Raw genomic sequence first — 22,311 nt, forward strand, 5'->3', positions numbered from 1 at the left:
AAGAGAAATAGGAATAATTCCGATTCTAAAAGATTTCATATAAAAGCTATAAGTTTTCATATTTTTGAGCTTAGTAACTTTACACCTACCAGTCTAACAAATCCTTGGAGCCGATCGCGCAAAGGTTATTTGTGAGAGCCAATGGTTGTCTGTCACATTTTAGCTTAACCAATCAAGCCCTTAGCGAAGCCCTCGTAGACGATCGCACTTTTTACCAACTCCTCAGCATTCAACCCACTTGCCGAACCCCATTAAGAAACTCAGTCCTTGCCTCAATCCTTGAAGGCATTAAAACGCAGCTTACCAACAATTCTAAATCCAATTCCGGCAGCAACTCACTTCTTGAAATTTGCTCATAATTATCCTCGCGCAGCCCATAAACAGAAAGCCGATTATTTTCCCAAAACCAAACTTCTGGAATGCGAAGTCGCAGATATTTAGCTAGTTTATTTGTGCTACCGCTAGTAATCGTTACTTCCACGGCTAGATCGGGATGCTCTTTTCTTGAACCTATATAATAAGATTCGTCTGGTTCAAAGGATACATCTCTTGCCCGGTCTCTGCGAGTTGCACTCCCTACAGGAATATATTCAATTCCCATTTCACAAAAGTAGAGTTGTAGCAAAAAATTAAGAATACAACTGATTGTCTCATGTTCTTCGCCCAGTGTCCTAAACTCGATCCACCCATCAAGATAAGTTATCCGTAAACCCGGAGAGTCGGCCATCAAAGATTCGAGATCCTCAAATTGCTCCCAAGTATAATAACCGGGGAGAATCAATCGCTGTTCTGCAAGCGTACCTATTTCTTCTAAAATTTTTGCTGTCATAGGTATCACCATCCTATTTTAAATATTACTAGCCCCTACCCAGCACAAACCAGGCAGGGGCATTCACTCAAATTCTAACTTAATGAACTAGCTCGATCGCCCTTTTAGTCAACGCCTCAGCAGTCAACCCATTAAACGCCATCAACTGACCAGCACTAGCAGTAGTTTCCCCCCGCTTCCAAGCGAAAGTATCCCGCTTGCAATTGCTCCGTAGCATCACTGGTTCCAACATCCCAGAAGCACCGCCTGTCACGCCAATCAAGGCATCTCCGGCAAACAATTGGGCAAATTTATCATCGCTCAAAAAGCCGCCGTCAGCTTCCGAACAAGTATCCCAAGCAACATCGCTAGCACGGTACAAACGCCGGGGATTCACAATAGAAACAATCCGCACTCCAATCCCTTCTGTTTCCAAAAATGCCGCCGCTTCAAACACTGGCATTAACGTCATGTCGCCGACAACTGCAAACACAACTTTCTTGCTCCCCCCTTGATTGTGGGGAGCTTGGGGCGAATCGACTTCGTGCAGCACTATTGCACCGTCTTGCAAACCTTGGCGAGTCTGTTCAAAAGTAGTGCGAATTGGCAGCGGCGACTTGCTCGCAGTAATCACAACTCCCTTATTTTTAGCAGCCAAAGCCCACTCATAACAAGCTTGAATGCTGTTAGCATCGGGTGGAAACAAAGGAAACACATTTCCGTTCCGCATCATCGCCGCAAAATAAGCCTCAATTTCCGGCCGCTGGTGCGTCCAACCGTTGCGGCCTTGTTCCAATGCACCCGCTGTAAATAAGGTGACAGTTGCCGGAGTTGGACGGCGCAATTCTGCCATTGCTTGAGTTACAGTTTGCCAAATTGGTAAACCGTTGATGGCAAAAGATTCGTAGGAGCACCACAAACTCCGCGCTCCAAATAGCGATAAACCTACGGCTAAACCAGCGCAAGCATCTTCGCTCAAAGGTTCGTAAACTTGACCGTTTGGCGATTGATTGTACAGGTCATCTGTCGTCGGGTGAATAATCTTGAGAGCTTGGTTGATATTGGCAATTGCCGATGCTTCATTGCCGTCAGCATTAGTGACAACAAAAGTACGATCGCGCTCGCCCACTTTCCCTACCAAAACCCCCATTGCTGTTGTCGAAATCTTCGGTTCTCCCCCAACTGCAAATTCTTCCAAAGGCAATTCGCCTAAATCTGCCAGCGGCAATGTAAACTCAGTAACAACTGTTTTAGCCGCCGGCCCGCCGCCCGCACGCTCGCAATTTGTCCGCACCAACTCCCAAGCAGCAGCAGTCAAAGCGCGCTCTTTTAAAGCACTGATAATGTGCGGAGCATCCAGCGTATCTTTCGGATAAAGGTTGTGAGATTTTGCTCCGCGCGCGTGGACGCCGGCACCTTTCAACTGTTTGATAATAAACACAGTTAATTTGCCGCCGAGAGCAGATTTTGCCGCTTTGTCAACTCCTTGTAAAACAGCTTTGGTAAATGCCATGCGCTGTTCGAGCGAAAAAGCAGTGCTGTCGACATAATCTTCCGGTTGATTTTTATCGTCAAATTCCTTAGCATCAACTAAGATAACTTCTTCAAAACCGTTGCCTTGCCAATAAGCAATCATTTCAGCATTAGTTTTAGTCGAAACCATGCTGTGATGTTCCTGAGAATATCCGTTCCAAACCAACACAGGCAAAAAGTTAGTAACGCTGGGATAAGCAGTGTGGAAATGCCCCATGCTGCTCATCGGATAGGGTTCGCCCATGCCGCCGTCGCCTATTGTGAAAGCAAACAATTTTTCGCGGTGCAAAAGCGCTCCTGCCATTGCGAAATGCTGCCCTTGTCCGAGGGGACCGGCCGGTGCTAAAAGGCCGGGAATGAAACCGGAAAGATGTCCTAACAAACCGTCTTTTTCTCGGAATTTATCGCGCACTTGCTGCACGTTAACAATTCCCATATCCTCCAAAGATCGATCGAGAAACATGGCGCTGTAAAATCCCGGCGCGTGATGGCCGACTTCGGTGACAATGTTCTTGTGTCCGAGCATTACCAAAGCGGCATAAGCCTCAGCTTGGCTAGCAAAACCCCCCGGATGTCCCGATGCCTTGCTGGCGGTAACTTGCAGTGTCAGGTAGCGCAGGGCGTCTGCTCCCAGCATCGTTTGAAAGACGGCGACGGGATCGGCAGGATCGGCGATCGACTTGCTCCCCTCGGCGATCGCAGGTGCTTTCCCATAAGTCTCAAAACCAGGGAGTGTTTCCGAAAAATATTGAATGCCTTCGCAAAAAGCGGGCGTTGTTGACGTTGCCTGCGGGGTAGTTGCTGTCATGCTTGATACCTAAAAAATTTGAATTCGATTAATGTAAGAGTAATTTTATAGCTTCCGCGTTCCAAAAAATCATGAGTTCTATTATGTCAGTGATAAATAAGTAAAATATCTCAATTTTTAAGCTAATAAGTAGTTATTTGAGAACCCCGACTTATTAAAAAAGTTGGGGTTCTGTGTTTACCCATTACTAATCCATCTCAAATCCCAAATCTAAAATTGTTCCAGCCGTTCCCGGACATCGATATAAAGCGGAGTACCGCTTTCAGAAAGAGAAGGCACAGCCTTTTGATTCCCCAGCCAAACAAAAAAACTGCTAAGTGCAGGAGTCGGGTCTTGATCGCGGCGCAGCGTGTAGATCAAACCTTCGCAAGGCCCATTAACGCGGCTAGTCGTGCAAATCGCTTTCTGGTTATTTACAATACCCACCGTGACATAATTTAGCTGTTTATTTCGGTTATAATTTTCAAGGCGCTGAGTAACTTGTTGGCAGCGAGTTAGAGGATCGTAGCCAGAACTAGAAAAGAAATTAGAATTCCAGCGAATCCAAGGCTCCCTGAACCCTTGCGGATTTTGATACACAGTCACCGGCTCGCCCGTCGAGGTATCGCACACAAATCCTCCATAACCCCGATTCGGTTGGTTTTGACCAGAGGCGCTGCTGAGAGAAAGATTGCTGAGAATATCAAAGCCGTTATGCTTATTTTGTGATAGCAACTCTTTAAAAGCATCGATCGGGATTGCCGCGTTCAACCCCGTTTTTATCTCCTCAATCTGACCGTTCCACTGACTCCTAATTGTGCCAACAGTATCCCCCTGGCCGTGAATTCCTACCACCCTGCCATCAGCATCAAATACAGGCCCGCCACTCATCCCGCGCCTGGTGACAGCTTGGTAGCGCAGACGATACCCTGATGAGGCGCTGCCCAAGCGAGAAGAGATGATACCAGCAGTAAACTCAAGTTTTCGTTCAAATCCCGAAATTGGCAGCGGATAGCCAGAAACGTAAATAGCAGAACCGACAACAGCACGTTCTGACTCGCCCATTGGTGCTACTGGATACTGTTCTCGGCTCTGAAACTGTATCAAAGCCAAGTCTATATCCCGGTCATTTTTCGGGAGGCGCTGTATTCTAATCGCAGCATAATCCTTCTCCAAATGAGTGCGAATGCTGTATTTTTGAGCGAGGCTTGCCACCACATGATTAGCTGTCAGAACAGTGTAAATATTACCCTGTTTGGCAATAATTACTCCCGATCCACTAGCCAAAAAACCCAGCGTATTGTTGACTTCCACGGTTGTCAACGTCGCTAGCTGGGCAATTTCTTCGGCTGTTTTGGCACAGGCAGCATATTGTTGGCTGACAACCGCCGTCACTGTTAATGCACCTGTCAAGATGATTGTCAGCGCGTCAAACCGCAAACTCCACACATTCATCGATAACTCCCTAGATGAAACGAGGCGAACTGCAAATATATACTAATCGGAATTCCCCAACTGGATTTAACCTTTTTCTCCGATAATTCCGCTGTTGGTTCACTTCGATCTTCAAAAGCATAGACGCCAAAATTTGGCTCTCGATACTTGCCCCTACCGTTAATGCCAACCAAGAAACCTTTGGCATTAAAAATCGGGTCGCCACTCATACCGATTTTAACCTCATTTGTATAGCCCAAGCTCCTTGAGGCAAAGATTGGGGTAGCAGCACCGAAACGAAGCCCGCGTCACCGCCAAAGTCGCAACCTCAGCACCCGCAGGAAAGCCGGCTGCCAGCACGGGATCAGACACCGCTCCGGGTTCAATGGTAAATGGTGCTATTTTATACTCGCTCGCGCTGCGAAACTGAACGATCGCCCCATAGGTATTGCCCAGCCGCCTCAGAACTCCTAGCAGTGGGTGGAGGAGGCCGTCGTCGGTGACCATTGTCCGATCGCCACAACGTGCTAGTTAGTCAGCACCGTATAGGTTTGGCCCTGCTGCCGGGCGATCGTCCCGGAACCAGAAGATTTCCCCGTCCGGATGCGAACCGCTGTTTGATGCGCCAAGTTTTCCACCTCAATCCTGGGAATTGGTGATGGGATGGAAAATTTGCCAATCTTTAAGGCTGTCCGAACGGTGAGGAAAAGGGGGCAGTTGCGCCTCATCGGCAGTGTTTTCCCCTAGCTTTTCGCTGACATCAATGTAAGGAATTTTACTGGCTTCATCAAAAGACGACATCCCGACATATCCTTGGCGCCAAGCCAGCAAATTATATAAAGAGCCGATCGGGTCTTGGCCGGGTCTGAGGGTATAAATCAAATTTTGACACCGCCCATTGACTTGATTCGCCGTGCAGATGACGTTCTGGCCGTTCATTTGGCCTGCAGTAATGTACTTAAGCATTCGTTGGCGGCGATAGGTTTCGAGGCGTTGACTCACTAATTGACACCGAGTTGCCGGATCGTAGCCCGAACCGGAGAAATAATCGGAAGTCCACTCAATCCAAGGCTCTACGGCACCTTGAGCGTTTTGGTACACCGTCACCGGCGCACCGGTCGAGGTGCTGCACCAAAATCCACTTTCCCCCGGTGCAAGCCTACTGTAACTCGGTTGAGAAGCAACCGTCAGGCCGCTGAGGGCGATCGCTGTTGTCGCCAAAACTTTTGTCAATAATTGCTGTTTCATGATGTGTTCACTCTTTTTTATGGGATTGGCGACAAAAATCACCAAATGCTGCCATAACACCCTTGACGCGCCAGTTCGTTACAGATCCGCTGACTGGGGAATTATGTGATTCGCGACTTGACCAGAAACCAGGTTTTTTTACGAAAACACTTCGTTGCAGCCCTTATGCCTGGTTAAAAAACCCGGTTTTTTTGCTCTTGATGCGTAAGTTTTGATATTGTTCGCGACTTGCACGATCCCTCTAACCGCGATTTCGGCGCTGTTAAAAAAGCGCTCCGAAGCCGAGCTTAAAATGCGCGCGCAAGTCGGAATTCTGTCCTCATTACTACTAATCAAACTCAGGCTTTTACCAACGGGAAAGAGGCTTTTCACCTCAGACCTTGGAAGGGATCGAGTTGCAACGGTACATCACACCACTGACAAGGTATTTGATATCACTTACGAGCTGGGTCGCCAGCTTGATCTGCTGAGACAGGTAAACTGCTGGGTTACACCACTGAGGGGTAAAACCCCTACTACCTGATCTAACACTAAAATCAACGTATTAACAAGAACTCTTAACTTGTTTTCATCTCCGTACTGGGGGAAATACTTCTAAGTGAGTGTAATCAGGGTCTAAGTGCTTTCTACAACCAAAATTCACCCTCCATACACTGACGTTTAGTAAAGTATTAAAAACTATGAACCGTATCTGCAAACAGTTAGGATATTTAGGCGTTTGGTTAATTTTGATGGGCGGTAGCAGTTGTTCTAGCTCAGATGCAGCTACCTCAACCGAAAACCAGAGCCAACTCTCAGCCAACGCCCCTCAGTTCCAAAACCTACAGCTAACGGGAAATCAAATTGAGGCTCAATTGAGTCAATTAACGCAGCCTTCTAACTCTGTTGCCTCAGTTTTAGGCAGTGCTGCCCTCTCAGAAAATACTGCCACCGTTACGGTTTATAAGGTAGATAATTTGTGTCAAACTCTGAAGCCGGAAACAGTTACAGGCCCAGAGAACCAGTTAATGTCATCGGCGGTTAATGAAGTGTTAAAGCAGCAGATTTTCGATAGTCTTGGTTTGGCTGGTTATCGCCTCAAGATCGATCGCGACCTCGGAATAGCTACCGTGGATCTGCGAGCCTCCGGAAATTCGCGGCAGAAATTGCAAAATCTGTCGAGTTGCCAGATGTTAGGTTTGTTCGGGGGCGTGCGCCAAACTTTAACCAGTTATGCTCCTTGGCAAATCAAAACTGTTCGTTTTACAGAGCTTGGAGAGGATATTTTGAGCACCGTTCGAGAATAAGCTATTAAAATTATTGGAGATGGGACTTACGCAATTCTCCCCTTAAAAACAAGGGTTGGGAGAGATTGAACAAACCTTCATATCCTTTGAGATTTGTTGATACTGCTAAGTCCTGTGACCCAAACCCCGGTAATTCCTATGACACTACCTAACGGCCCCAAAGCTCCACCCCTTGTGCAGCTAATTCAATGGATCGGCGATCCGCTGAGATACATGGATAAATGTGCCAAACAATACGGCGACATTTTCACAGCTCAAGTGAACAACGGGAAACCATGGGTGATGATCCACCACCCCCAAGCTGTCCAGGAGATGCTCAATAGCAGCGCGTTTCACGCTCCAGGCAGCCTGAACAGCCTCCTAAAACCCTTGATGGGAGAACAATCCATGATTCTTCTCTCAGGAGAAAGGCACAAACGATCGCGCCAATTATTGATGCCACCTTTTCACGGGGAACGGATGCGGAATTACGGCCAACTAATTTGCGCTATCGCTCAAGATGTGGCCAGCAAGTGGTCGGTCGATCGACCTTTTGTGGCCCGCAGCGCCATGCAGGAAGTCACCATGCGGGTAATCTTACAAGCTGTCTTCGGCCTGGATGACGGGCCGCGGTTGGAAGAGATCAAGCCCCTACTTACCTCAGTCCTGGATATGACTGGTTCTCCGTTGCGATCGAGTATGCTGTTTTTCGGCTGGATGCAGCAAGATTGGGGCTCTTGGAGTCCTTGGGGACGCATGAAACAGCGGAAGCAGAAACTTGACGATCTGATATATGCCGAAATTGAAGAACGCAGACTGCAACCAGACGCCAACCGCACCGACATTCTCAGCTTAATGATGGCCGCCCGCGACGAAAACGGGCAACCAATGACCAATGAAGAATTGCGCGACGAGTTGATGACGCTGCTGCTTGCAGGCCACGAAACCACAGCAACGGCCCTAGCTTGGGCGTTTTACTGGATTCACCGCTTGCCCTCGGTGCGCCAGAAGTTGCTGCAAGAATTGGACAGTTTGGGGGAAAATCCCGATCCGATGGAGATTTTCCGCTTACCTTACCTGAGTGCAGTTTGTCAGGAGACGCTGCGAATTTACCCGGTCGCAATGCTGACGTTTTCGCGAGAAGTTCTCACGCCCGTGGAACTGATGGGACACCAACTCGAACCGGGCACGGTTGTCATCGGCTCGATTTATTTGACCCACAGACGGGAGGATTTGTATCCAGAACCGCTGCAATTTAAACCGGAACGGTTTTTGGAGAGGCAATTCTCGCCTTACGAGTATTTGCCGTTTGGAGGCGGCAGCCGCCGCTGTATCGGCTTGGCGCTGGCGCAGTTGGAGATGAAACTGGTGCTGGCAACCATTTTGCGGAATTTCGACCTAGTATTGGCCGAGAAAAAGCCCGTACAGGCCAAACGCCGAGGGGTGACTTTAGGACCAGCAGGCGGCGTGCGGATGGCCCTGCTGGGGCGGCGGACGCCGCAGCAGAAGCCTGAACCTGTCGCTAGTGGGGTTTGAAGTCGCAGCGGTTACAGCAGGCGATCGAACTTTCTGCTTTGAGTGCCCACCATTTAGGGAGAAGGTGCGATCGTCCGCCAAGGCCACCATTTTTTGTAGCACCCGCTACAGATAAATAGCTAGAATCCTTAACCTGTAACCCTCGCCCCCTCTTACTTTTCAAATTTTCAGTCTAAAATGATATGAACCTTGCAAACACAGCCTGAAAGCAAAAGTGGGTGATTGCAATAGTCCTCTTGATATCTCAAAAGCCTGCCTGCCATACTTTAAAAACATATGCATACCCTGTTATTCAGCAAGGTCGGAAGCGTGTTGGCATTGCCAGCAATTTTCCGGCCTCTTTATTTTTTGGGCTACTTGAGGCATTGGAGACAAGATGTAGAAGGCAAGGCAAAAGTATAAATTCTCCCCCTGTCCTCGTCTCCCCCTGTCCCCAATCTAGAGCTTCTGCCTCTAATTCCAATAGAATCCGACAGCAAGTTTAAGGAATCACTAAGGAATAATTAATAACTTGTTAAATTATCTCCTTCTGCCCTTCTCTCAATCTTCTGTTTTCAGAAATTCCGATACCGAGACAGACTTCGGGAGACTCTCCAGATCTTGAATTTCGCTTTCGTGGGCAAAAAACTCGACTTCTTTGTCGTCAATCTGGATCTGATAGCTAGCGGTAGCTGTCACAACCCGTCGCTTTTTTTTATCTTCTATTAAAACCCAACACACGACAGGTCTTACCCATCTCTCAACGTGCTGGCTTTGCTTCGTGCTCCCAAAGGCATACCAGCCTTTAGCTTCAATAATTTGAAGCACTTTAAAATCGTTATTTGCCATATATCTCTATCGCGTTAACTTCAGTATTCTTCTTAGATAGAACGGCTAGCTTGCTAAGCAGGGCATAGGTTGAGCAATTCCAAGCCGCACTAGATAACCTGATTTTTACTCAGGAGAAGCGGGTTTGCCGGGCCTTGTCTGCGTTGTTGCTTGCTAAATGTATTGCGAGCTTTTTGGACTCTCCCACAATTACCGTAAAGTATCTATACCGCATCCTCAAAAATTATTATCGCATTAGCCTCAACAGCAGCAAACTAGACCTTAGCTAGCTGCATCTAACTGGACGCCAACTGCTTCAAACGCCTGGTTGGTGAGAGCGATCGGCATACAATCTTGTTAAGACTTTTTGGTGCAATCAACTATCATCTTTACCCGATGGGGTAAAACTTAACTAGAGGTTGCTGCTTTCAATTCTAAGCCTCGGCGCGCCTAATTCCTAATTAATTGTATGGTGTAGTTGATAATTGCCAAACCGTCGATCGCACTAAACTACCGTGTCTGACTCTTCAATTACCGTCACAGTTAAACTGTTCGCCGCCTTCGGTGAAGCCTACGGCGTTTCGGAACTTACATTAGAACTTCCTCCCGAAACCCCAGTGTCTCAAGTGCTCGAAAGGTCGATCGCCCAATATCCTCAATTAGAACAATGGCGCGATCGCACCCGCTTCGGCCTCAACCTGGAATTCGTCTCCCCCGACACCATCCTCCAAGACGGCGACGAAGTTGTACTCATCCCCCCCGTCAGCGGCGGGTAGGCTAAGTTGGTTAATCTGAAATGTTGCACCATTCTCAATAAGCTTTTTATGAACAGGCTTTCCGGCCTGTTCCACAAGAGATGAATTTTATTGTGGAACAGGCGGGAAAGCCTGTTAAGCGAGAATGGTGCAACATCTCAGTTCATCAAAAATTCGAGGTTTTGTAGTTGTGTTCGATCGCACGACTGATTAATTGTTAGCCCAAAAAAGATTTATTAAGTTTTGTAACAATTCCGTCGGCAAATCATCCTTGAGCTCGATCGGGTTCGCGTGCCAGCCTGACAATCTGGATTCCCAGCCCGATCCTGAAAACAAGTCAAATCCTTGTGGGGTGGGCGTCCCGCCCGCCCAACTATCAAAGTTAAATACACCACTTTTTAACTCAAAAGTAACTGAAAAATCAATCCCGACTAAAAAAATCGGGTATGGTTGACGGGGTAAATTGACCGTGCTAATCTTGCACAAGAATTAGAAAACATCGCAAAACTAGAGAGTTGAGCTATGACCCAGGCGACCAGAACCCAATCCACAGCAGCAACCTTCACAGCCCTTAAATGTAAAGAATGCGGTGAAGAGTACGAACTCCAAGCCAAGCACGTCTGCGATTGCTGTTTTGGCCCGCTTGAAGTCAAGTACGACTACGATGCCATCCGCCGCACCGTCACTCGCCAAACCATCCAAGCCGGCCCCAACTCGATCTGGCGCTACCGCGCATTTTTACCAGTCGCTACAGATAACGTCATTGATGTCGGCACTGGGATGACTCCTCTATTAAAATCCCACCGCTTGGCGCGCCGCCTCGGTCTAAAAAATCTTTATATTAAAAACGATGCCGTCAATATGCCCACTCTCAGCTTTAAAGACAGAGTGGTGTCAGTCGCCCTCAGCAGAGCGAGAGAATTGGGTTTCACAACGGTATCCTGTGCCAGCACCGGTAATTTAGCTAACTCTACGGCTGCGATCGCCGCCCACGCCGGACTCGACTGCGTAGTCTTCATCCCCTCCGACTTAGAAGCAGGCAAAGTCCTCGGCACTCTGATTTACAATCCAACTGTCATGGCAGTTCACGGCAACTACGACCAAGTTAACCGTCTCTGTTGCGAAGTCGCCAATACCCATGGCTGGGGATTTGTCAATATCAACTTGCGTCCCTACTATTCTGAAGGCTCAAAAACCCTCGGTTACGAAGTTGCCGAACAGCTAGGCTGGCAATTGCCAGATCACATCGTCGCTCCCCTCGCCTCCGGCTCTTTGTTCACAAAAATTTACAAAGGTTTTCAAGAATTCATCGAAGTCGGTTTAGTTGACGAAAAGAAAGTTCGGTTCAGCGGCGCCCAAGCTGACGGCTGTTCCCCCATCGCTCAAGCATTCCGCGAAGACCGTGATTTCGTAAAACCGGTGAAACCGAATACAATTGCTAAGTCGATCGCGATCGGCAATCCAGCCGACGGTATGTACGCCTTGGAAATCGCCCGCAAAACTAACGGCAACATTGAATCCGTCAGCGACACCGAAATCATCGAAGGCATGAAACTGCTAGCAGAAACTGAAGGCATATTCACAGAAACTGCAGGTGGCACGACAATCGCAGTCTTGAAGAAACTCGTAGAAGCAGGTAAAATCAATCCCGATGAAACCACCGTCGCTTACATCACCGGCAACGGTTTGAAAACGCAAGAAGCAGTTCAAGGCTACATCGGCGAACCCATCACCCTCGAACCGAAATTAGAAGCGTTCGAGCGCGCCCTAGAACGCGCCCGCACGCTCGAACGCTTAGAATGGCAACAAGTTTCGGTTTAACAGCTATTAGCCAGTAGTCGGCAGTCATTAGTCATTGCTTGTTAAGCTGTTGACTGATGACTACTGACTGATTACTGAGGACTAATGACTGAGGACTAATAACTAATAAATGACTACTGACTAAGGACTAAAAAAATGACCGTCAAAGTTTTAATTCCCACTCCCCTGCAAAAATTTACCAACAATCAAGCCACCATCGAATGCGCCGGCGATAACATTTCCGAACTAATTGAATCGCTGGAAACAAATTGTCCCGGCATCAAAAAAAGCCTGTGCGACGAAAAGGGAGAACCCCGGAGATTTCTCAACTTCTACGTCAACAGCGAAGACATCCGCTTTTTAGATGGCTCAAAAACAGCCCTCCAAGATGGCGATGAAGTCAGCATTGTTCCTGCTGTTGCTGGTGGCTGATTAATTTTAAAATAAACGCAAGTGAACGCAGATAGTTATTTAAATCTATCTGCGTTCACTTGCGTTTATTTACGGTTTAAAAACTACTCCTTCCCTAACCGAGAAAATCCTACAAATCCCGGATTTGGTAAGTAGCTGTCATCATGTTTCCATTCCGCTTAAAAGGTTTGGGAAAGAGACTCGCAGAGTAAACCGTGCCCAAACACAGCATTAAAAATAATCCCAAAAACACCAAAATCCACCGGCTTTTTCCTGTGGGCATTCCAAAAACTTGTAGCGATTGAGGGCTTTCTCTAAGACTGCTTCCTAAAATACATCGAGTCGCAACTCTTCAATCTTGACAAGTTTAAATGGCTTAGCAAGATAGAGCTCATATCAAATCCGTTGGCATCGGAATGATTCATCTCTCTCTTCCCTTTCTCTGTATCCTCTGCGCCCTCTGCGGTTTAATCATTCCAATACAACCGGAATTCATATCAGGAGTTACGTCAATCTATACTGACATTTTTTGAGGTGGAGGTACTTATGAAATCAAATCTAGGTTTGTAGTTGCGCTTGGGTACCCAAGCGCAACTACAAAACCTAAAACTCCTTTCTTGGTTCGCAGTGCGTCGGAGAATTATCGCCCTAAGAAGCTGCCCTTGCAGCAGTCCGGGGACGGCGCCGGCCCGTCACCTGATTGGCAGGAGATGGCAAGGATGGGGATGATGGCGATGATGGGGAGGGCGATGAAGGCGAGGATAATAGCTTAGGTGCTTCCAAGGAACCTGGAGATACTGCTGCCTTTTCAGATCGCACTGCTTCTTCAGGAATTTGCATCAGGAATACCAGCATTGGATTGCTTTGCAGTTCGCGGCGCATTACCCGCTGAATTGCTTTTTCTATTTGGGTTTGCACTCCTACCCAGTCAATGTCAACTTGCGAGTCAGCAGTGGCGGGTTTGACAAATTCTGACCAGCGATCGCTCAAAACTGTTTCAATGGTTTGAGTGATTAATTTGATCACCTCCGCGCGATCGGCTGATGTCACTACACCTTTCAAGTGTACTTCCGGCTTAGCAACTAATTTGCCTTCCCAATTCAAAGCGGCTGCTACAGTTACAACGCCATCTCCGGCTAACTGCTGACGTTCCTTGAGGACGCTCGCTTTGACAACGCCCGATCGAGAAGAATCTACTAATTCAATTCCTGAAGGCACTTGACCAGCGACTCGGATTGAATTTTCGGTCAACTCTACGACATCGCCGTTGTCAATAATCACCATATTGCTAGCGGGAATGCCCATGCTTTGAGCCGTCTTGGAGTGCTGGATCAGCATCCGGTGTTCCCCGTGAACCGGCAAGAAGAACTTGGGACGAGTCATGTTAATCATTAACTTTTGGTCTTCTTGACAACCGTGACCCGAAACGTGAATGCCTTTGTCGCGGCCGTAAACCACGTGTGCTCCCAGCATCATCAGTTTATCGATCGTGTTTACCACTGCGATCGTATTTCCCGGAATCGGATTAGCTGAGAAAATGACTGTATCGCCCTTTCTGATTTTCAGTTCGTGATGTTCGCCGTTAGCAATGCGAGTCATCGCCGCCATCGGTTCGCCTTGGGAACCTGTAGTTAAAATCAGTACCTTGTCTTCAGCCAAATTGCGGATTTCTTTCAGCGGTTTGAAAATACTATCTTCGCATTTGATGTAGCCGAGATTGCGGCAGTGAGCGATGACGTTAAGCATCGACCGGCCAACCACTCCGACATACCGATTGTTTTTCTTAGCCAAGTCCAAAACAATTTGCAATCGGTGTACCGACGAAGCAAAAGTCGTCAGCATCACTCGTCCCGGTGCTTGAGCGATAATTCTGTCTAAATTCGGCGCCACAGAACTTTCCGAAGCGGTAAAACCGGGAACTTCCGAGTTAGTAGAATCGCTGATCAAGCACAGCACGCCTTTCTCGCCGTACTCGGCCAGCTTTTGCAAATCAAAATGCTCGCCGTCTACAGGAGTGTGGTCAATTTTAAAGTCTCCCGTGTGGATCACAATTCCAACGGGAGTGTGAATTGCCACAGTAAAACTGTCGGCCATCGAGTGAGTGTTGCGAATGTATTCGACTAAGAAATTCTTGCCAATTCTGACAGTATCTCTCGGTCGAACCGTTCTCAATTCAGTGCGGTGAGACACTCCGGCTTCTTCGATTTTTCCGGCTAGCAAAGCCATCGCCAAACGGGGGCCGTAGATGACCGGAATTTCAAATTGTTTGAGGTGATAAGGGATGCCGCCTATGTGGTCTTCGTGACCGTGAGTCACGATCATACCTTTAATTTTGTGGCTGTTTTCCCGCAGGTAAGTCATGTCTGGGAGGACAATATTTACCCCGTGCATTCCATCTGTCGGGAACGCTAAACCGGCATCTAAAAGAATGATTTCGTCGCCGTACTCGAACACACAAGTGTTTTTACCGATTTCGTGCAGCCCGCCGAGGGGAATAACTTTTAGAGCAGATGCAGTTGTATTTTTGTTGATCATGCGTATCCTTTGTTAGTTATTTTTGTTATTGGTCTGTGGTCTGTGGTCTGTCGTCTTTCGTCTTTCGTCTACTGTTCGTTGGTAGGGCGATATTTTTCCAAATATTTATGGAAAACTCCCTGGCGGGTTTTACTATCCCGTACAGTCAGTTGTCTTAGGCCTTCATTCTTCTATCTTCAGTCTTTAATCCTTGACTGTTAGCTACTGACTAACACTTAATTACTAATGACTGATGACTAAGAACTAATGACTGATAACAACCAATATTCAGTTGTCTGAAAACTCGTTCTCGCTCGTCTTGCTAGCTGATACTGCGGCTAGCTGATTCAGTACGTCCTTTAACTTTTGAGTTACCTCAACGGGCGGATCGCACAGTGGCGGACGGGTGGAGCCTACATCCCAGCCTTGAAGTTTGAGAGCTGTCTTGACGGGAATGGGATTTGTGGTGAGAAAAAGAGCTTTAAACAGGTCAAAAAGTTGCAAGTGAATCTGGGTAGCGACTTGAACTTGACCGGCCTCGAAAGCTTCGATCATCTGTTGCAGTTGCTCTCCTACCAGATGGCTGGCTACGCTAACTACACCAGATCCTCCTACCGCCAACATTGGCAAAGTTAGGGAATCATCTCCAGAATAGATGGCAAATTCAGGGGATGTCAAGCACCGAATTTGACTTGCTTGATCCAAGTTGCCACTTGCTTCTTTTACGGCCACAATGTTGGGGATTTCTGCCAATCGAGCCACCGTCTCCGGCAACATATTCTGACCTGTGCGACCGGGGATGTTATATAACATTATAGGCAATTCTGGAGCAGATTGCGCGATCGCCCGGAAATGATTATATAAACCTTCTTGCGGGGGTTTGTTGTAATAAGGAACCACCTGCAAACAGCCGTCTAACCCGAGTTTAGCTGCTTTTTGGGTAGCTGCGACTGCTTCTGAAGTAGAATTCGATCCGGCTCCTGCGATTACCAACGCCTTACCGACCACCGCCTTTTGTACCACCTGAAATAATTCGTACTCTTCATCCCAGGTCATAGTGGGAGACTCGCCTGTAGTGCCGCACACTACCAAGCTATCTGTACCGTGATCGGCTAAATGAACTGCCAATTGTTCTGCTACCGCATAGTTAACGCTGCCGTCTTCCTTAAACGGCGTAATCATTGCAGTCAGAACCCGTCCAAACTTTACCACACTTTCTCCGATTTTAGACTGTTGATTTTTGATTTTAAATTTTAGATTTCAGATGAAAGGTTTATCTAAAATCCCCACTTTCAATTTCCCAATTGCCAGAATTTCCGCTAATTAGAAGCCGCGGCCACTTGGGTTCGCAACAAATTTTTTTCTACCAGCAACTCAGCTATCTGCACCGCATTTAAAGCCGCCCCTTTGCGAATTTGATCGCCCGACAGCCACATCTCCAACCCGCAGGGGTGAGAAATATCTTGGCGAATCCTGCCCACTAACACCTCATCCTTACCGCTAGCTTCTGCGGGCATCGGGAAATAATTAGCTTGCCAGTCTTCTACCAGCTTAACCCCGCTTGCCTGCTTTAAGATTTCCCTGGCCTCGCTCGCGCTAAAAGGCTCTGCAAACTCTAGATTAATCGCTTCCGAATGAGCCCGCAGTACGGGAACCCGCACACAAGTTGCCGTAATTTTAATCTCGTCCGTACCAAATATCTTCCGAGTTTCGTTTACCATTTTCATCTCTTCTTCACAATACCCCAAATCATTAATCGGGGTGTTGTGCGGAAACAAATTAAATGCTAACGGGTAGGGAAATATATCTGTTTTGGGCGTTTCCCCCTGCAAAATTGCTCTTGCTTGAGCTTTCATTTCCTCCATTGCCCTTGCCCCCGCCCCGCTGGCAGACTGGTAAGTCGCTACAACGATGCGCTGTATCGGCCTAACTTTGTGAAGTGGCCAAACGGCAACTGCCATCAAAATAGTCGTGCAGTTGGGATTAGCAATTATACCTCGGTGAGCTGCAGCCGCTTGGGGATTGACTTCTGGAACCACTAGCGGTACGGTCGCATCCATGCGGAAAGCGCTAGAATTGTCAATTACCACTGCCCCGGCTGCCACCGCTTGCGGAGCCCATAACTTAGAAGTAGAGCCGCCGGCAGAGGCGAGCACCAGATCTACATTATCAAAAGATCGCGCCGAAACTGCTTCGACCGGCAGCATCTCACCGCCAAAAGGCAAAGTTGTGCCTGCTGAACGTTCCGAAGCCAGCAGCTTCAAGTTAGAAATCGGAAAACTCCGGCTGTGCAATAGTTCTAGCAACTCGGCACCGACTGCGCCGGTAGCTCCTAAAATGGCAACTCGATAGGATTGAGACAAATTAGTTTCCTCCACAAATTAAAGTCTAAACGATCGAAATCAAAAATTTAAATAACTGCAATTCTCAATATCAAACTTAATTAATGTTATGCGACATCAGGAGCATGAGAGGATAGCAATGGTGCAGTTAAGCGAAAAGGGCGATCGAACTTCCCGATCGATCCGTGCGATCGCACCCAATGCCAGTTTAGCATCTTTTGCCAATCGCCCACGCCCAATCCGCATCCGGTTAAGTTTTGCGATATATCTGCATTTTCGCAGGCGCATCCATTGACTTTGACTGGCCGCAGAGGCCGGCAAGATTGACATCACAGGGCGATATGTGCTATGGTGCATCGGCAATTAGTGGACTTAACCTCCACATTCCTAGCAGCAAAAGCTAGTATCCTCAAACCAAAACTATTTGGCAAGAGCCAAAAAAGTAGCCGGAAATGACTTACAGTCTCATCCGGTAAAGGTGTTGTAGTTGTGCCGTTACGAGTCAAAGCGTACAAAATTAAAATGCAGGCAAAGTCAGATTTGTATGTATTTTATCAAGGAAATTGGGTCTAAAACCCTGTCCTTCTAGGACGGCTTTAATTTCTTAAATCCCTTCCTAAAAGTCAGGAAATTTCTAGTAGACTACAGTAGTCAAGGTTAAACTCCTGCGCCATAGTGCATAAAAACAGTTAACGACACACTTTTAGGCGTAAACCGGGGGACAAAGAGCGGCGAAAACTCTATAAACAGCTAGGGGCTTAACACAGTTCCTTTAACCAGAGAAACCAACTATTTAGTCTTGTTAAGTAGGGTAGGGCATACCCGAACTCTAGGTAAATATCCTAGTACGCTTTTGGAGATAGACCCTCTGGGATGACTGCGAATCAGGCTCGTTAATTGGTAGGATTTCTACGGTTAAAAAGTTTGAGTATTGCCGAAAGGACGCAACATTTTAAGGTCAGTCGCTGAATTAAGAATCCCTGTCCTTTAGGTCAGGGAGTGTCAATACACTATTGTTAAATATCAAAAAAGCCGATGAAAGTAACCCAGGAAAAACTTCCAGCTAGCCAAATTGGTCTGGAAATCGAAGTACCGTCAGAAAAGTCAAAACAAGCTTACGAGCAAGTAATTAAACAATTTGCTCGCGAGGTTAATATTCCTGGGTTCCGCAAAGGCAAAGTTCCCCGTCAAGTTTTGCTACAGCGCCTAGGCCAGACTCGCTTGAAGGCGACGGCGTTGGAAAATTTGATTAATGATTCCCTGCAAAAAGCCCTCGAACAAGAAAAAATTGCCGCAATTGGCAGTTTTGAACTTCGCACCGAGTTTGAAGAATTACTAGCTAAGTTCGATCCAGAACAGCCTCTGATTTTTTCGGCAAAGGTTGATGTACAACCAGAAGTGAAAATGGGTCAGTACACAGGTTTGCAGCTTCAAGCAGAAGAAGCTAAGTATGATGAGGCTCAGGTAGATGAGGTTCTGGCAAAATATCGATCGGACAAAGCTGCTTTAATCCCCGTAGAAGGCCGGCCAGCTCAGTTGGGAGACATGGCTTTGGTTGATTTCTCCGGTAGATTTGCCGAAGCACCTGAAGGCGAAACTCCCGCAGAAATTCCCGGCGGTCAAGCAGAAGACTTTCAAGTAGAATTATCGGAAAATCAGTTTGTACCGGGCTTTATCCAAGGCATGATCGGGATGAATCCAGGAGAAACTAGAGAAGTTTCTGTACAGTTCCCAGATGAGTATAGCAGTGAAGAACTAGCAGGAAAACCGGCAGTCTTTACGATTACTCTCAAAGAACTTAAGGAAAAAGAATTGCCGGAGTTGGACGACGACTTCGCCCAAGAAGTCAGTGAGTTTGAAACTTTAGCAGAACTGCGCGAATCGCTCGAAACTCGGTTTAAAGCAGACCAAGAAAACAAGACATCAGCAAATAAGGAAAAAGCTATATCAGCAGCCCTCGTGCAGCTAATAGACGTGGAAATTCCCGAAACAATGGTCGATCGCGAAATCGATTATTTGTTGAATCAACAAGCCGTCCAATTGAAAAATTACGGCATAGATATCAACCAACTGTTTACCGAAGAAAATATGGGCCCGATGCGGGAACGCTCGCGCCCGGAAGCAATCGAGCGCCTCAAGCAGAATTTAGCTCTGGCAGAAATAGCCAAGCTGGAATCCTTATCTGTTGAACCAGCAGAAGTAGCAGCCGAAGTAGCCAAAATCAGAAAGCAGTTTCCCAAAGGAGATTTTGACCCCCAAAGGTTGCAGGAATTTGTAGCAGAAGACTTGCTAAAACAAAAAACCCTGAAATGGTTGGAAGAAAAAGGGACAATCGAACTCCTACCTGAAGGCTCTCTGACTCCTGCTGCTGCAGAATCAGAAGAATCAGACGCTGAAGATTCAGCAGAAGCAGCCACGAGCGTTGAAGTGGAAGTCGTAGGCGAAGAATAGAACTTAATGCGTTCAAATGTCCTAATTGGGGGCATGAAATGAACCGTGATTTTAACGGCGCACCCGATCCTTAACTACAAGCTCCGGGTGCGCCCGATCCTTACTAAAAGCTCGCGGTGTCCACTAGAAGCAGCGATGATTTACCAGTAAGTATTTTAACTCATTCACCCCGCGAGCCTTGCGAGTCACTCCAGCGTTGCGCCCAGCGCAGAAAGCACTTTCAAAACTCAAAACTCCCCATTCCCCCGATATCCGTTCAGAAGAGGCATAATAGTTAAAAGCTGGCGGCTTAATTTAAAGCTTTCATCAGCAGCAGCAAATTGTCTAGAATCCTTGACTGGTGTCTTATGGTTGTATCTCAATCTTCCAATTACCTAATTACAAGCTATAACGATTTTGATGTCAGTTCCAGCCCCAGCAATGTAGTGCCGATGGTGCTAGAACAGTCGGGGATGGGCGAGCGGGCCTTTGACATTTACTCGCGCTTGCTGCGGGAGCGAATTGTGTTTTTAGGAACTCCCGTAACCGACGAAGTTGCTGACTCAATAGTGGCTCAGCTATTGTATCTAGATGCCGAAGACCCAGAAAAAGATGTCCAAATGTACATAAATTCCCCCGGCGGCTCGGTGACGGCCGGCATGGCAATTTATGACACAATGCAGCAAATCCGCCCGGATGTGGTGACGATTTGTTACGGTTTGGCAGCCAGTATGGGCGCATTTCTGCTGACAGCAGGAGCCCACGGTAAGCGGATGTCTCTTCCGAGTTCCCGGATTATGATCCACCAGCCGCTTGGAGGCGCTCAAGGTCAAGCAGTTGATATTGAGATTCAAGCCAAAGAAATCCTTTATCATAAGCGTAAGCTGAATCAACTGCTAGCGCACCACACGGGTCAACCGATCGAGAAATTAGAGGCTGATACAGAGCGCGACTTTTTTATGTCAGCCGAGGAAGCCAAAAATTACGGTTTGGTCGATCGAGTTATCGCTAAAGAAAACCTTCCGGCGGCGGGAGAGAATGTCACTGCACTGAATTAAGAGGCTGTTATGTCTAAGTACGACTCCCATCTAAAATGTTCGTTTTGTGGCAAGTCTCAAGAGCAAGTACGCAAGTTGATCGCAGGGCCCGGGGTGTATATCTGCGACGAATGCGTAGACTTGTGCAATGAAATTTTAGATGAGGAGTTGTTTGATTCGAGTGCAGTGCCTGCAACGGCGGTGCCCCCGAAGCAGGAAACGACGCAAAAGCGCCGCGCTACCTCGGGCAAAAGTATGTTGATGAGCCAAATCCCGAAGCCGAGGGAAATTAAAAATTACCTCGACGAAAACGCGATCGGGCAAAATGAGGCGAAAAAGGTGCTCTCGGTGGCTGTTTACAACCACTACAAGCGCCTGAGCTTTATCCATGCCAAAAATAGTGGCAAGCACCCGCCGGAAGAAGTAGAACTGCAAAAATCGAATATTTTGTTAATCGGGCCGACGGGCTGCGGAAAAACTCTGCTGGCTCAGACGTTGGCGGATATGCTGGACGTACCGTTTGCGGTGGCTGACGCGACGACGCTGACGGAAGCAGGCTATGTCGGGGAAGATGTGGAAAATATTTTGCTGCGGCTGCTGCAAGTGGCAGATATGGACGTGGAAGAGGCGCAGCGCGGAATTATTTATATTGATGAAATTGACAAAATTGCCCGCAAGAGCGAAAATCCTTCGATTACGCGGGATGTGTCGGGTGAAGGCGTGCAGCAGGCGCTGCTGAAAATGCTTGAGGGGACGATCGCGAACGTACCTCCCCAAGGCGGGCGCAAGCATCCCTACCAAGACTGCATCCAAATTGATACTAGCAATATCATGTTTATCTGCGGCGGTGCTTTTGTCGGTCTGGAAAAAGTGATAGAGCAGAGAACTGGCAAAAAGTCAATGGGTTTTATTCAGCCCGGAGAAGCTCAGCCGAAGGAAAAGCGGGCTGCTGATGTACTCAAGCAACTGGAACCCGAGGATTTGGTGAAGTTTGGGATGATTCCTGAGTTTATCGGGCGGGTGCCGGTGGCGGCGGTGTTGGAACCGCTGGATGAGGAAACGCTGATGGCGATTTTGACGGAGCCCCGAAATGCTTTGGTTAAGCAGTATCAAAAGCTGCTGAAGATGGATAATGTGCAGTTGGACTTTAAGCCAGAGGCGATTCGGGCGATCGCCCAGGAAGCATACCGCCGCAAAACAGGAGCGCGGGCGCTGCGGGGAATTGTCGAAGAATTGATGTTGGATGTGATGTACGAGTTGCCGTCGCGCAAGGATGTTGCCCGGTGTACGATTACTAAGGAAATGGTCGAGAAGCGATCGACGGCTGAGTTGTTGGTACTTCCGTCTTCGCTGCCCAAGCCAGAGTCAGCTTAAAAGTAGATATTCACAATCACTAGGTGACTCTAATTAAACCTAAAACTTTTAGGGTATTAAGAAACCTGGAAGGGCGGCCACTCTTAGCAGCGCCCCTACTAAAAAAAACCGGGTTTCTCGGTTTTTTTTAGTGATCTATAGCAATCCTTGCATCATTGGTGATTTCTTACTCCCTCCCCGCGGGTTCGGGGAGGGTTGGGGTGGGGTAAAAAATTTACGACTCCTGCAAG

The 22,311-nt window shown here is 47.6% G+C and carries 19 protein-coding genes; 9 read left to right on the top strand and 10 right to left on the bottom strand.

The window, feature by feature from the left end; translation table 11 throughout:
- Nucleotides 1-229: 229 nt before the first annotated feature.
- From QUA71_RS18300 to QUA71_RS18320, 5 genes are all read right to left on the bottom strand, one after another.
- Nucleotides 230-829: a Uma2 family endonuclease gene (locus QUA71_RS18300; RefSeq protein WP_333287104.1), complete on the bottom strand. Its 600-nt coding sequence runs from the start codon at nt 827-829 to the stop codon at nt 230-232.
- Nucleotides 830-908: 79 nt separating this feature from the next.
- Nucleotides 909-3,149 (bottom strand): phosphoketolase, encoded by a 2,241-nt coding sequence (locus QUA71_RS18305; RefSeq protein WP_333287106.1) that lies wholly within the window; start codon nt 3,147-3,149, stop codon nt 909-911.
- 210 nt (nt 3,150-3,359) lie between these two features.
- Nucleotides 3,360-4,583 (bottom strand): COP23 domain-containing protein, encoded by a 1,224-nt coding sequence (locus tag QUA71_RS18310; RefSeq protein WP_333287109.1) that lies wholly within the window; start codon nt 4,581-4,583, stop codon nt 3,360-3,362.
- Nucleotides 4,584-4,805: 222 nt separating this feature from the next.
- The gene (locus QUA71_RS18315; RefSeq protein WP_333287111.1) at nt 4,806-5,069 is read right to left on the bottom strand and encodes a hypothetical protein; all 264 of its coding nucleotides are present in this window, start codon (nt 5,067-5,069) and stop codon (nt 4,806-4,808) included.
- A gap of 132 nt (nt 5,070-5,201) precedes the next feature.
- Nucleotides 5,202-5,810: a COP23 domain-containing protein gene (locus QUA71_RS18320; RefSeq protein ID WP_333287113.1), complete on the bottom strand. Its 609-nt coding sequence runs from the start codon at nt 5,808-5,810 to the stop codon at nt 5,202-5,204.
- Between the two features lie 680 nt (nt 5,811-6,490).
- On the opposite strand from QUA71_RS18320, the gene QUA71_RS18325 reads away from it, so the two are divergent.
- Together QUA71_RS18325 and QUA71_RS18330 are read left to right on the top strand one after the other, a co-directional pair.
- Nucleotides 6,491-7,096, top strand: a complete 606-nt coding sequence (locus QUA71_RS18325; RefSeq protein WP_333287114.1) for a hypothetical protein — start codon at nt 6,491-6,493, stop codon at nt 7,094-7,096.
- A gap of 138 nt (nt 7,097-7,234) precedes the next feature.
- Nucleotides 7,235-8,611, top strand: a complete 1,377-nt coding sequence (locus tag QUA71_RS18330) for a cytochrome P450 (protein ID WP_333287116.1) — start codon at nt 7,235-7,237, stop codon at nt 8,609-8,611.
- 540 nt (nt 8,612-9,151) lie between these two features.
- Here QUA71_RS18330 and QUA71_RS18335 read toward each other — a convergent pair.
- The gene (locus QUA71_RS18335) at nt 9,152-9,439 is read right to left on the bottom strand and encodes a hypothetical protein (RefSeq protein ID WP_006632921.1); all 288 of its coding nucleotides are present in this window, start codon (nt 9,437-9,439) and stop codon (nt 9,152-9,154) included.
- A 494-nt stretch (nt 9,440-9,933) separates the two neighbouring features.
- On the opposite strand from QUA71_RS18335, the gene QUA71_RS18340 reads away from it, so the two are divergent.
- From QUA71_RS18340 to QUA71_RS18350, 3 genes are all read left to right on the top strand, one after another.
- Nucleotides 9,934-10,194: a MoaD/ThiS family protein gene (locus tag QUA71_RS18340; RefSeq protein WP_333287118.1), complete on the top strand. Its 261-nt coding sequence runs from the start codon at nt 9,934-9,936 to the stop codon at nt 10,192-10,194.
- 501 nt (nt 10,195-10,695) lie between these two features.
- The gene (gene thrC / locus QUA71_RS18345; protein WP_006632923.1) at nt 10,696-11,994 is read left to right on the top strand and encodes a threonine synthase; all 1,299 of its coding nucleotides are present in this window, start codon (nt 10,696-10,698) and stop codon (nt 11,992-11,994) included.
- A gap of 135 nt (nt 11,995-12,129) precedes the next feature.
- Nucleotides 12,130-12,405 (top strand): MoaD/ThiS family protein, encoded by a 276-nt coding sequence (locus QUA71_RS18350; protein WP_006632924.1) that lies wholly within the window; start codon nt 12,130-12,132, stop codon nt 12,403-12,405.
- 109 nt (nt 12,406-12,514) lie between these two features.
- Here the strand turns inward: QUA71_RS18350 and QUA71_RS18355 are convergent, their stop codons facing one another.
- From QUA71_RS18355 to QUA71_RS18370, 4 genes are all read right to left on the bottom strand, one after another.
- Nucleotides 12,515-12,667 (bottom strand): hypothetical protein, encoded by a 153-nt coding sequence (locus tag QUA71_RS18355; protein ID WP_333287121.1) that lies wholly within the window; start codon nt 12,665-12,667, stop codon nt 12,515-12,517.
- A 365-nt stretch (nt 12,668-13,032) separates the two neighbouring features.
- Nucleotides 13,033-14,919, bottom strand: coding sequence for a ribonuclease J (locus tag QUA71_RS18360; RefSeq protein ID WP_333216612.1), 1,887 nt, complete (start codon nt 14,917-14,919; stop codon nt 13,033-13,035).
- Between the two features lie 267 nt (nt 14,920-15,186).
- Complete coding sequence (gene dapA, locus QUA71_RS18365; RefSeq protein WP_333287123.1) at nt 15,187-16,110, bottom strand: 4-hydroxy-tetrahydrodipicolinate synthase; 924 nt, start codon at nt 16,108-16,110, stop codon at nt 15,187-15,189.
- Nucleotides 16,111-16,217: 107 nt separating this feature from the next.
- Entirely contained in the window at nt 16,218-17,261 is a 1,044-nt protein-coding gene (locus QUA71_RS18370) for an aspartate-semialdehyde dehydrogenase (RefSeq protein ID WP_333287125.1), read from the bottom strand.
- A 118-nt stretch (nt 17,262-17,379) separates the two neighbouring features.
- On the opposite strand from QUA71_RS18370, the gene QUA71_RS18375 reads away from it, so the two are divergent.
- The 4 genes from QUA71_RS18375 (at nt 17,380) to clpX (ending at nt 22,081) form a co-directional block, all read left to right on the top strand.
- The gene (locus QUA71_RS18375) at nt 17,380-17,535 is read left to right on the top strand and encodes a hypothetical protein (RefSeq protein WP_190660536.1); all 156 of its coding nucleotides are present in this window, start codon (nt 17,380-17,382) and stop codon (nt 17,533-17,535) included.
- 740 nt (nt 17,536-18,275) lie between these two features.
- Nucleotides 18,276-19,691: a trigger factor gene (gene tig / locus QUA71_RS18380; protein WP_333287128.1), complete on the top strand. Its 1,416-nt coding sequence runs from the start codon at nt 18,276-18,278 to the stop codon at nt 19,689-19,691.
- Nucleotides 19,692-20,038: 347 nt separating this feature from the next.
- Nucleotides 20,039-20,728 carry an ATP-dependent Clp endopeptidase proteolytic subunit ClpP gene (clpP, locus tag QUA71_RS18385; RefSeq protein WP_015179195.1) on the top strand — a complete coding sequence of 230 codons (690 nt, stop codon included), beginning with the start codon at nt 20,039-20,041 and terminating at the stop codon, nt 20,726-20,728.
- A gap of 9 nt (nt 20,729-20,737) precedes the next feature.
- The gene (clpX, locus tag QUA71_RS18390; RefSeq protein WP_333287130.1) at nt 20,738-22,081 is read left to right on the top strand and encodes an ATP-dependent protease ATP-binding subunit ClpX; all 1,344 of its coding nucleotides are present in this window, start codon (nt 20,738-20,740) and stop codon (nt 22,079-22,081) included.
- Nucleotides 22,082-22,311 lie beyond the last annotated feature (230 nt).

This window comes from Microcoleus sp. MON1_C5, from assembly GCF_036701875.1.
In the GTDB taxonomy this organism is placed as follows: Bacteria; Cyanobacteriota; Cyanobacteriia; order Cyanobacteriales; family Microcoleaceae; genus Microcoleus.

Coding starts and splice junctions, on each gene's coding strand:
- QUA71_RS18315 (WP_333287111.1), bottom strand. CDS start 5,069: ATGGTCACCGACGACGGCCTCCTCCACCCACTGCTAGGAGTTCTGAGG.
- tig (WP_333287128.1), top strand. CDS start 18,276: ATGAAAGTAACCCAGGAAAAACTTCCAGCTAGCCAAATTGGTCTGGAA.
- QUA71_RS18360 (WP_333216612.1), bottom strand. CDS start 14,919: ATGATCAACAAAAATACAACTGCATCTGCTCTAAAAGTTATTCCCCTC.
- QUA71_RS18335 (WP_006632921.1), bottom strand. CDS start 9,439: ATGGCAAATAACGATTTTAAAGTGCTTCAAATTATTGAAGCTAAAGGC.
- QUA71_RS18355 (WP_333287121.1), bottom strand. CDS start 12,667: ATGCCCACAGGAAAAAGCCGGTGGATTTTGGTGTTTTTGGGATTATTT.
- QUA71_RS18300 (WP_333287104.1), bottom strand. CDS start 829: ATGACAGCAAAAATTTTAGAAGAAATAGGTACGCTTGCAGAACAGCGA.
- clpX (WP_333287130.1), top strand. CDS start 20,738: ATGTCTAAGTACGACTCCCATCTAAAATGTTCGTTTTGTGGCAAGTCT.
- QUA71_RS18320 (WP_333287113.1), bottom strand. CDS start 5,810: ATGAAACAGCAATTATTGACAAAAGTTTTGGCGACAACAGCGATCGCC.
- QUA71_RS18305 (WP_333287106.1), bottom strand. CDS start 3,149: ATGACAGCAACTACCCCGCAGGCAACGTCAACAACGCCCGCTTTTTGC.
- QUA71_RS18330 (WP_333287116.1), top strand. CDS start 7,235: ATGACACTACCTAACGGCCCCAAAGCTCCACCCCTTGTGCAGCTAATT.
- QUA71_RS18350 (WP_006632924.1), top strand. CDS start 12,130: ATGACCGTCAAAGTTTTAATTCCCACTCCCCTGCAAAAATTTACCAAC.
- QUA71_RS18310 (WP_333287109.1), bottom strand. CDS start 4,583: ATGAATGTGTGGAGTTTGCGGTTTGACGCGCTGACAATCATCTTGACA.
- QUA71_RS18375 (WP_190660536.1), top strand. CDS start 17,380: ATGGTGCAGTTAAGCGAAAAGGGCGATCGAACTTCCCGATCGATCCGT.
- QUA71_RS18325 (WP_333287114.1), top strand. CDS start 6,491: ATGAACCGTATCTGCAAACAGTTAGGATATTTAGGCGTTTGGTTAATT.
- thrC (WP_006632923.1), top strand. CDS start 10,696: ATGACCCAGGCGACCAGAACCCAATCCACAGCAGCAACCTTCACAGCC.
- clpP (WP_015179195.1), top strand. CDS start 20,039: ATGGTTGTATCTCAATCTTCCAATTACCTAATTACAAGCTATAACGAT.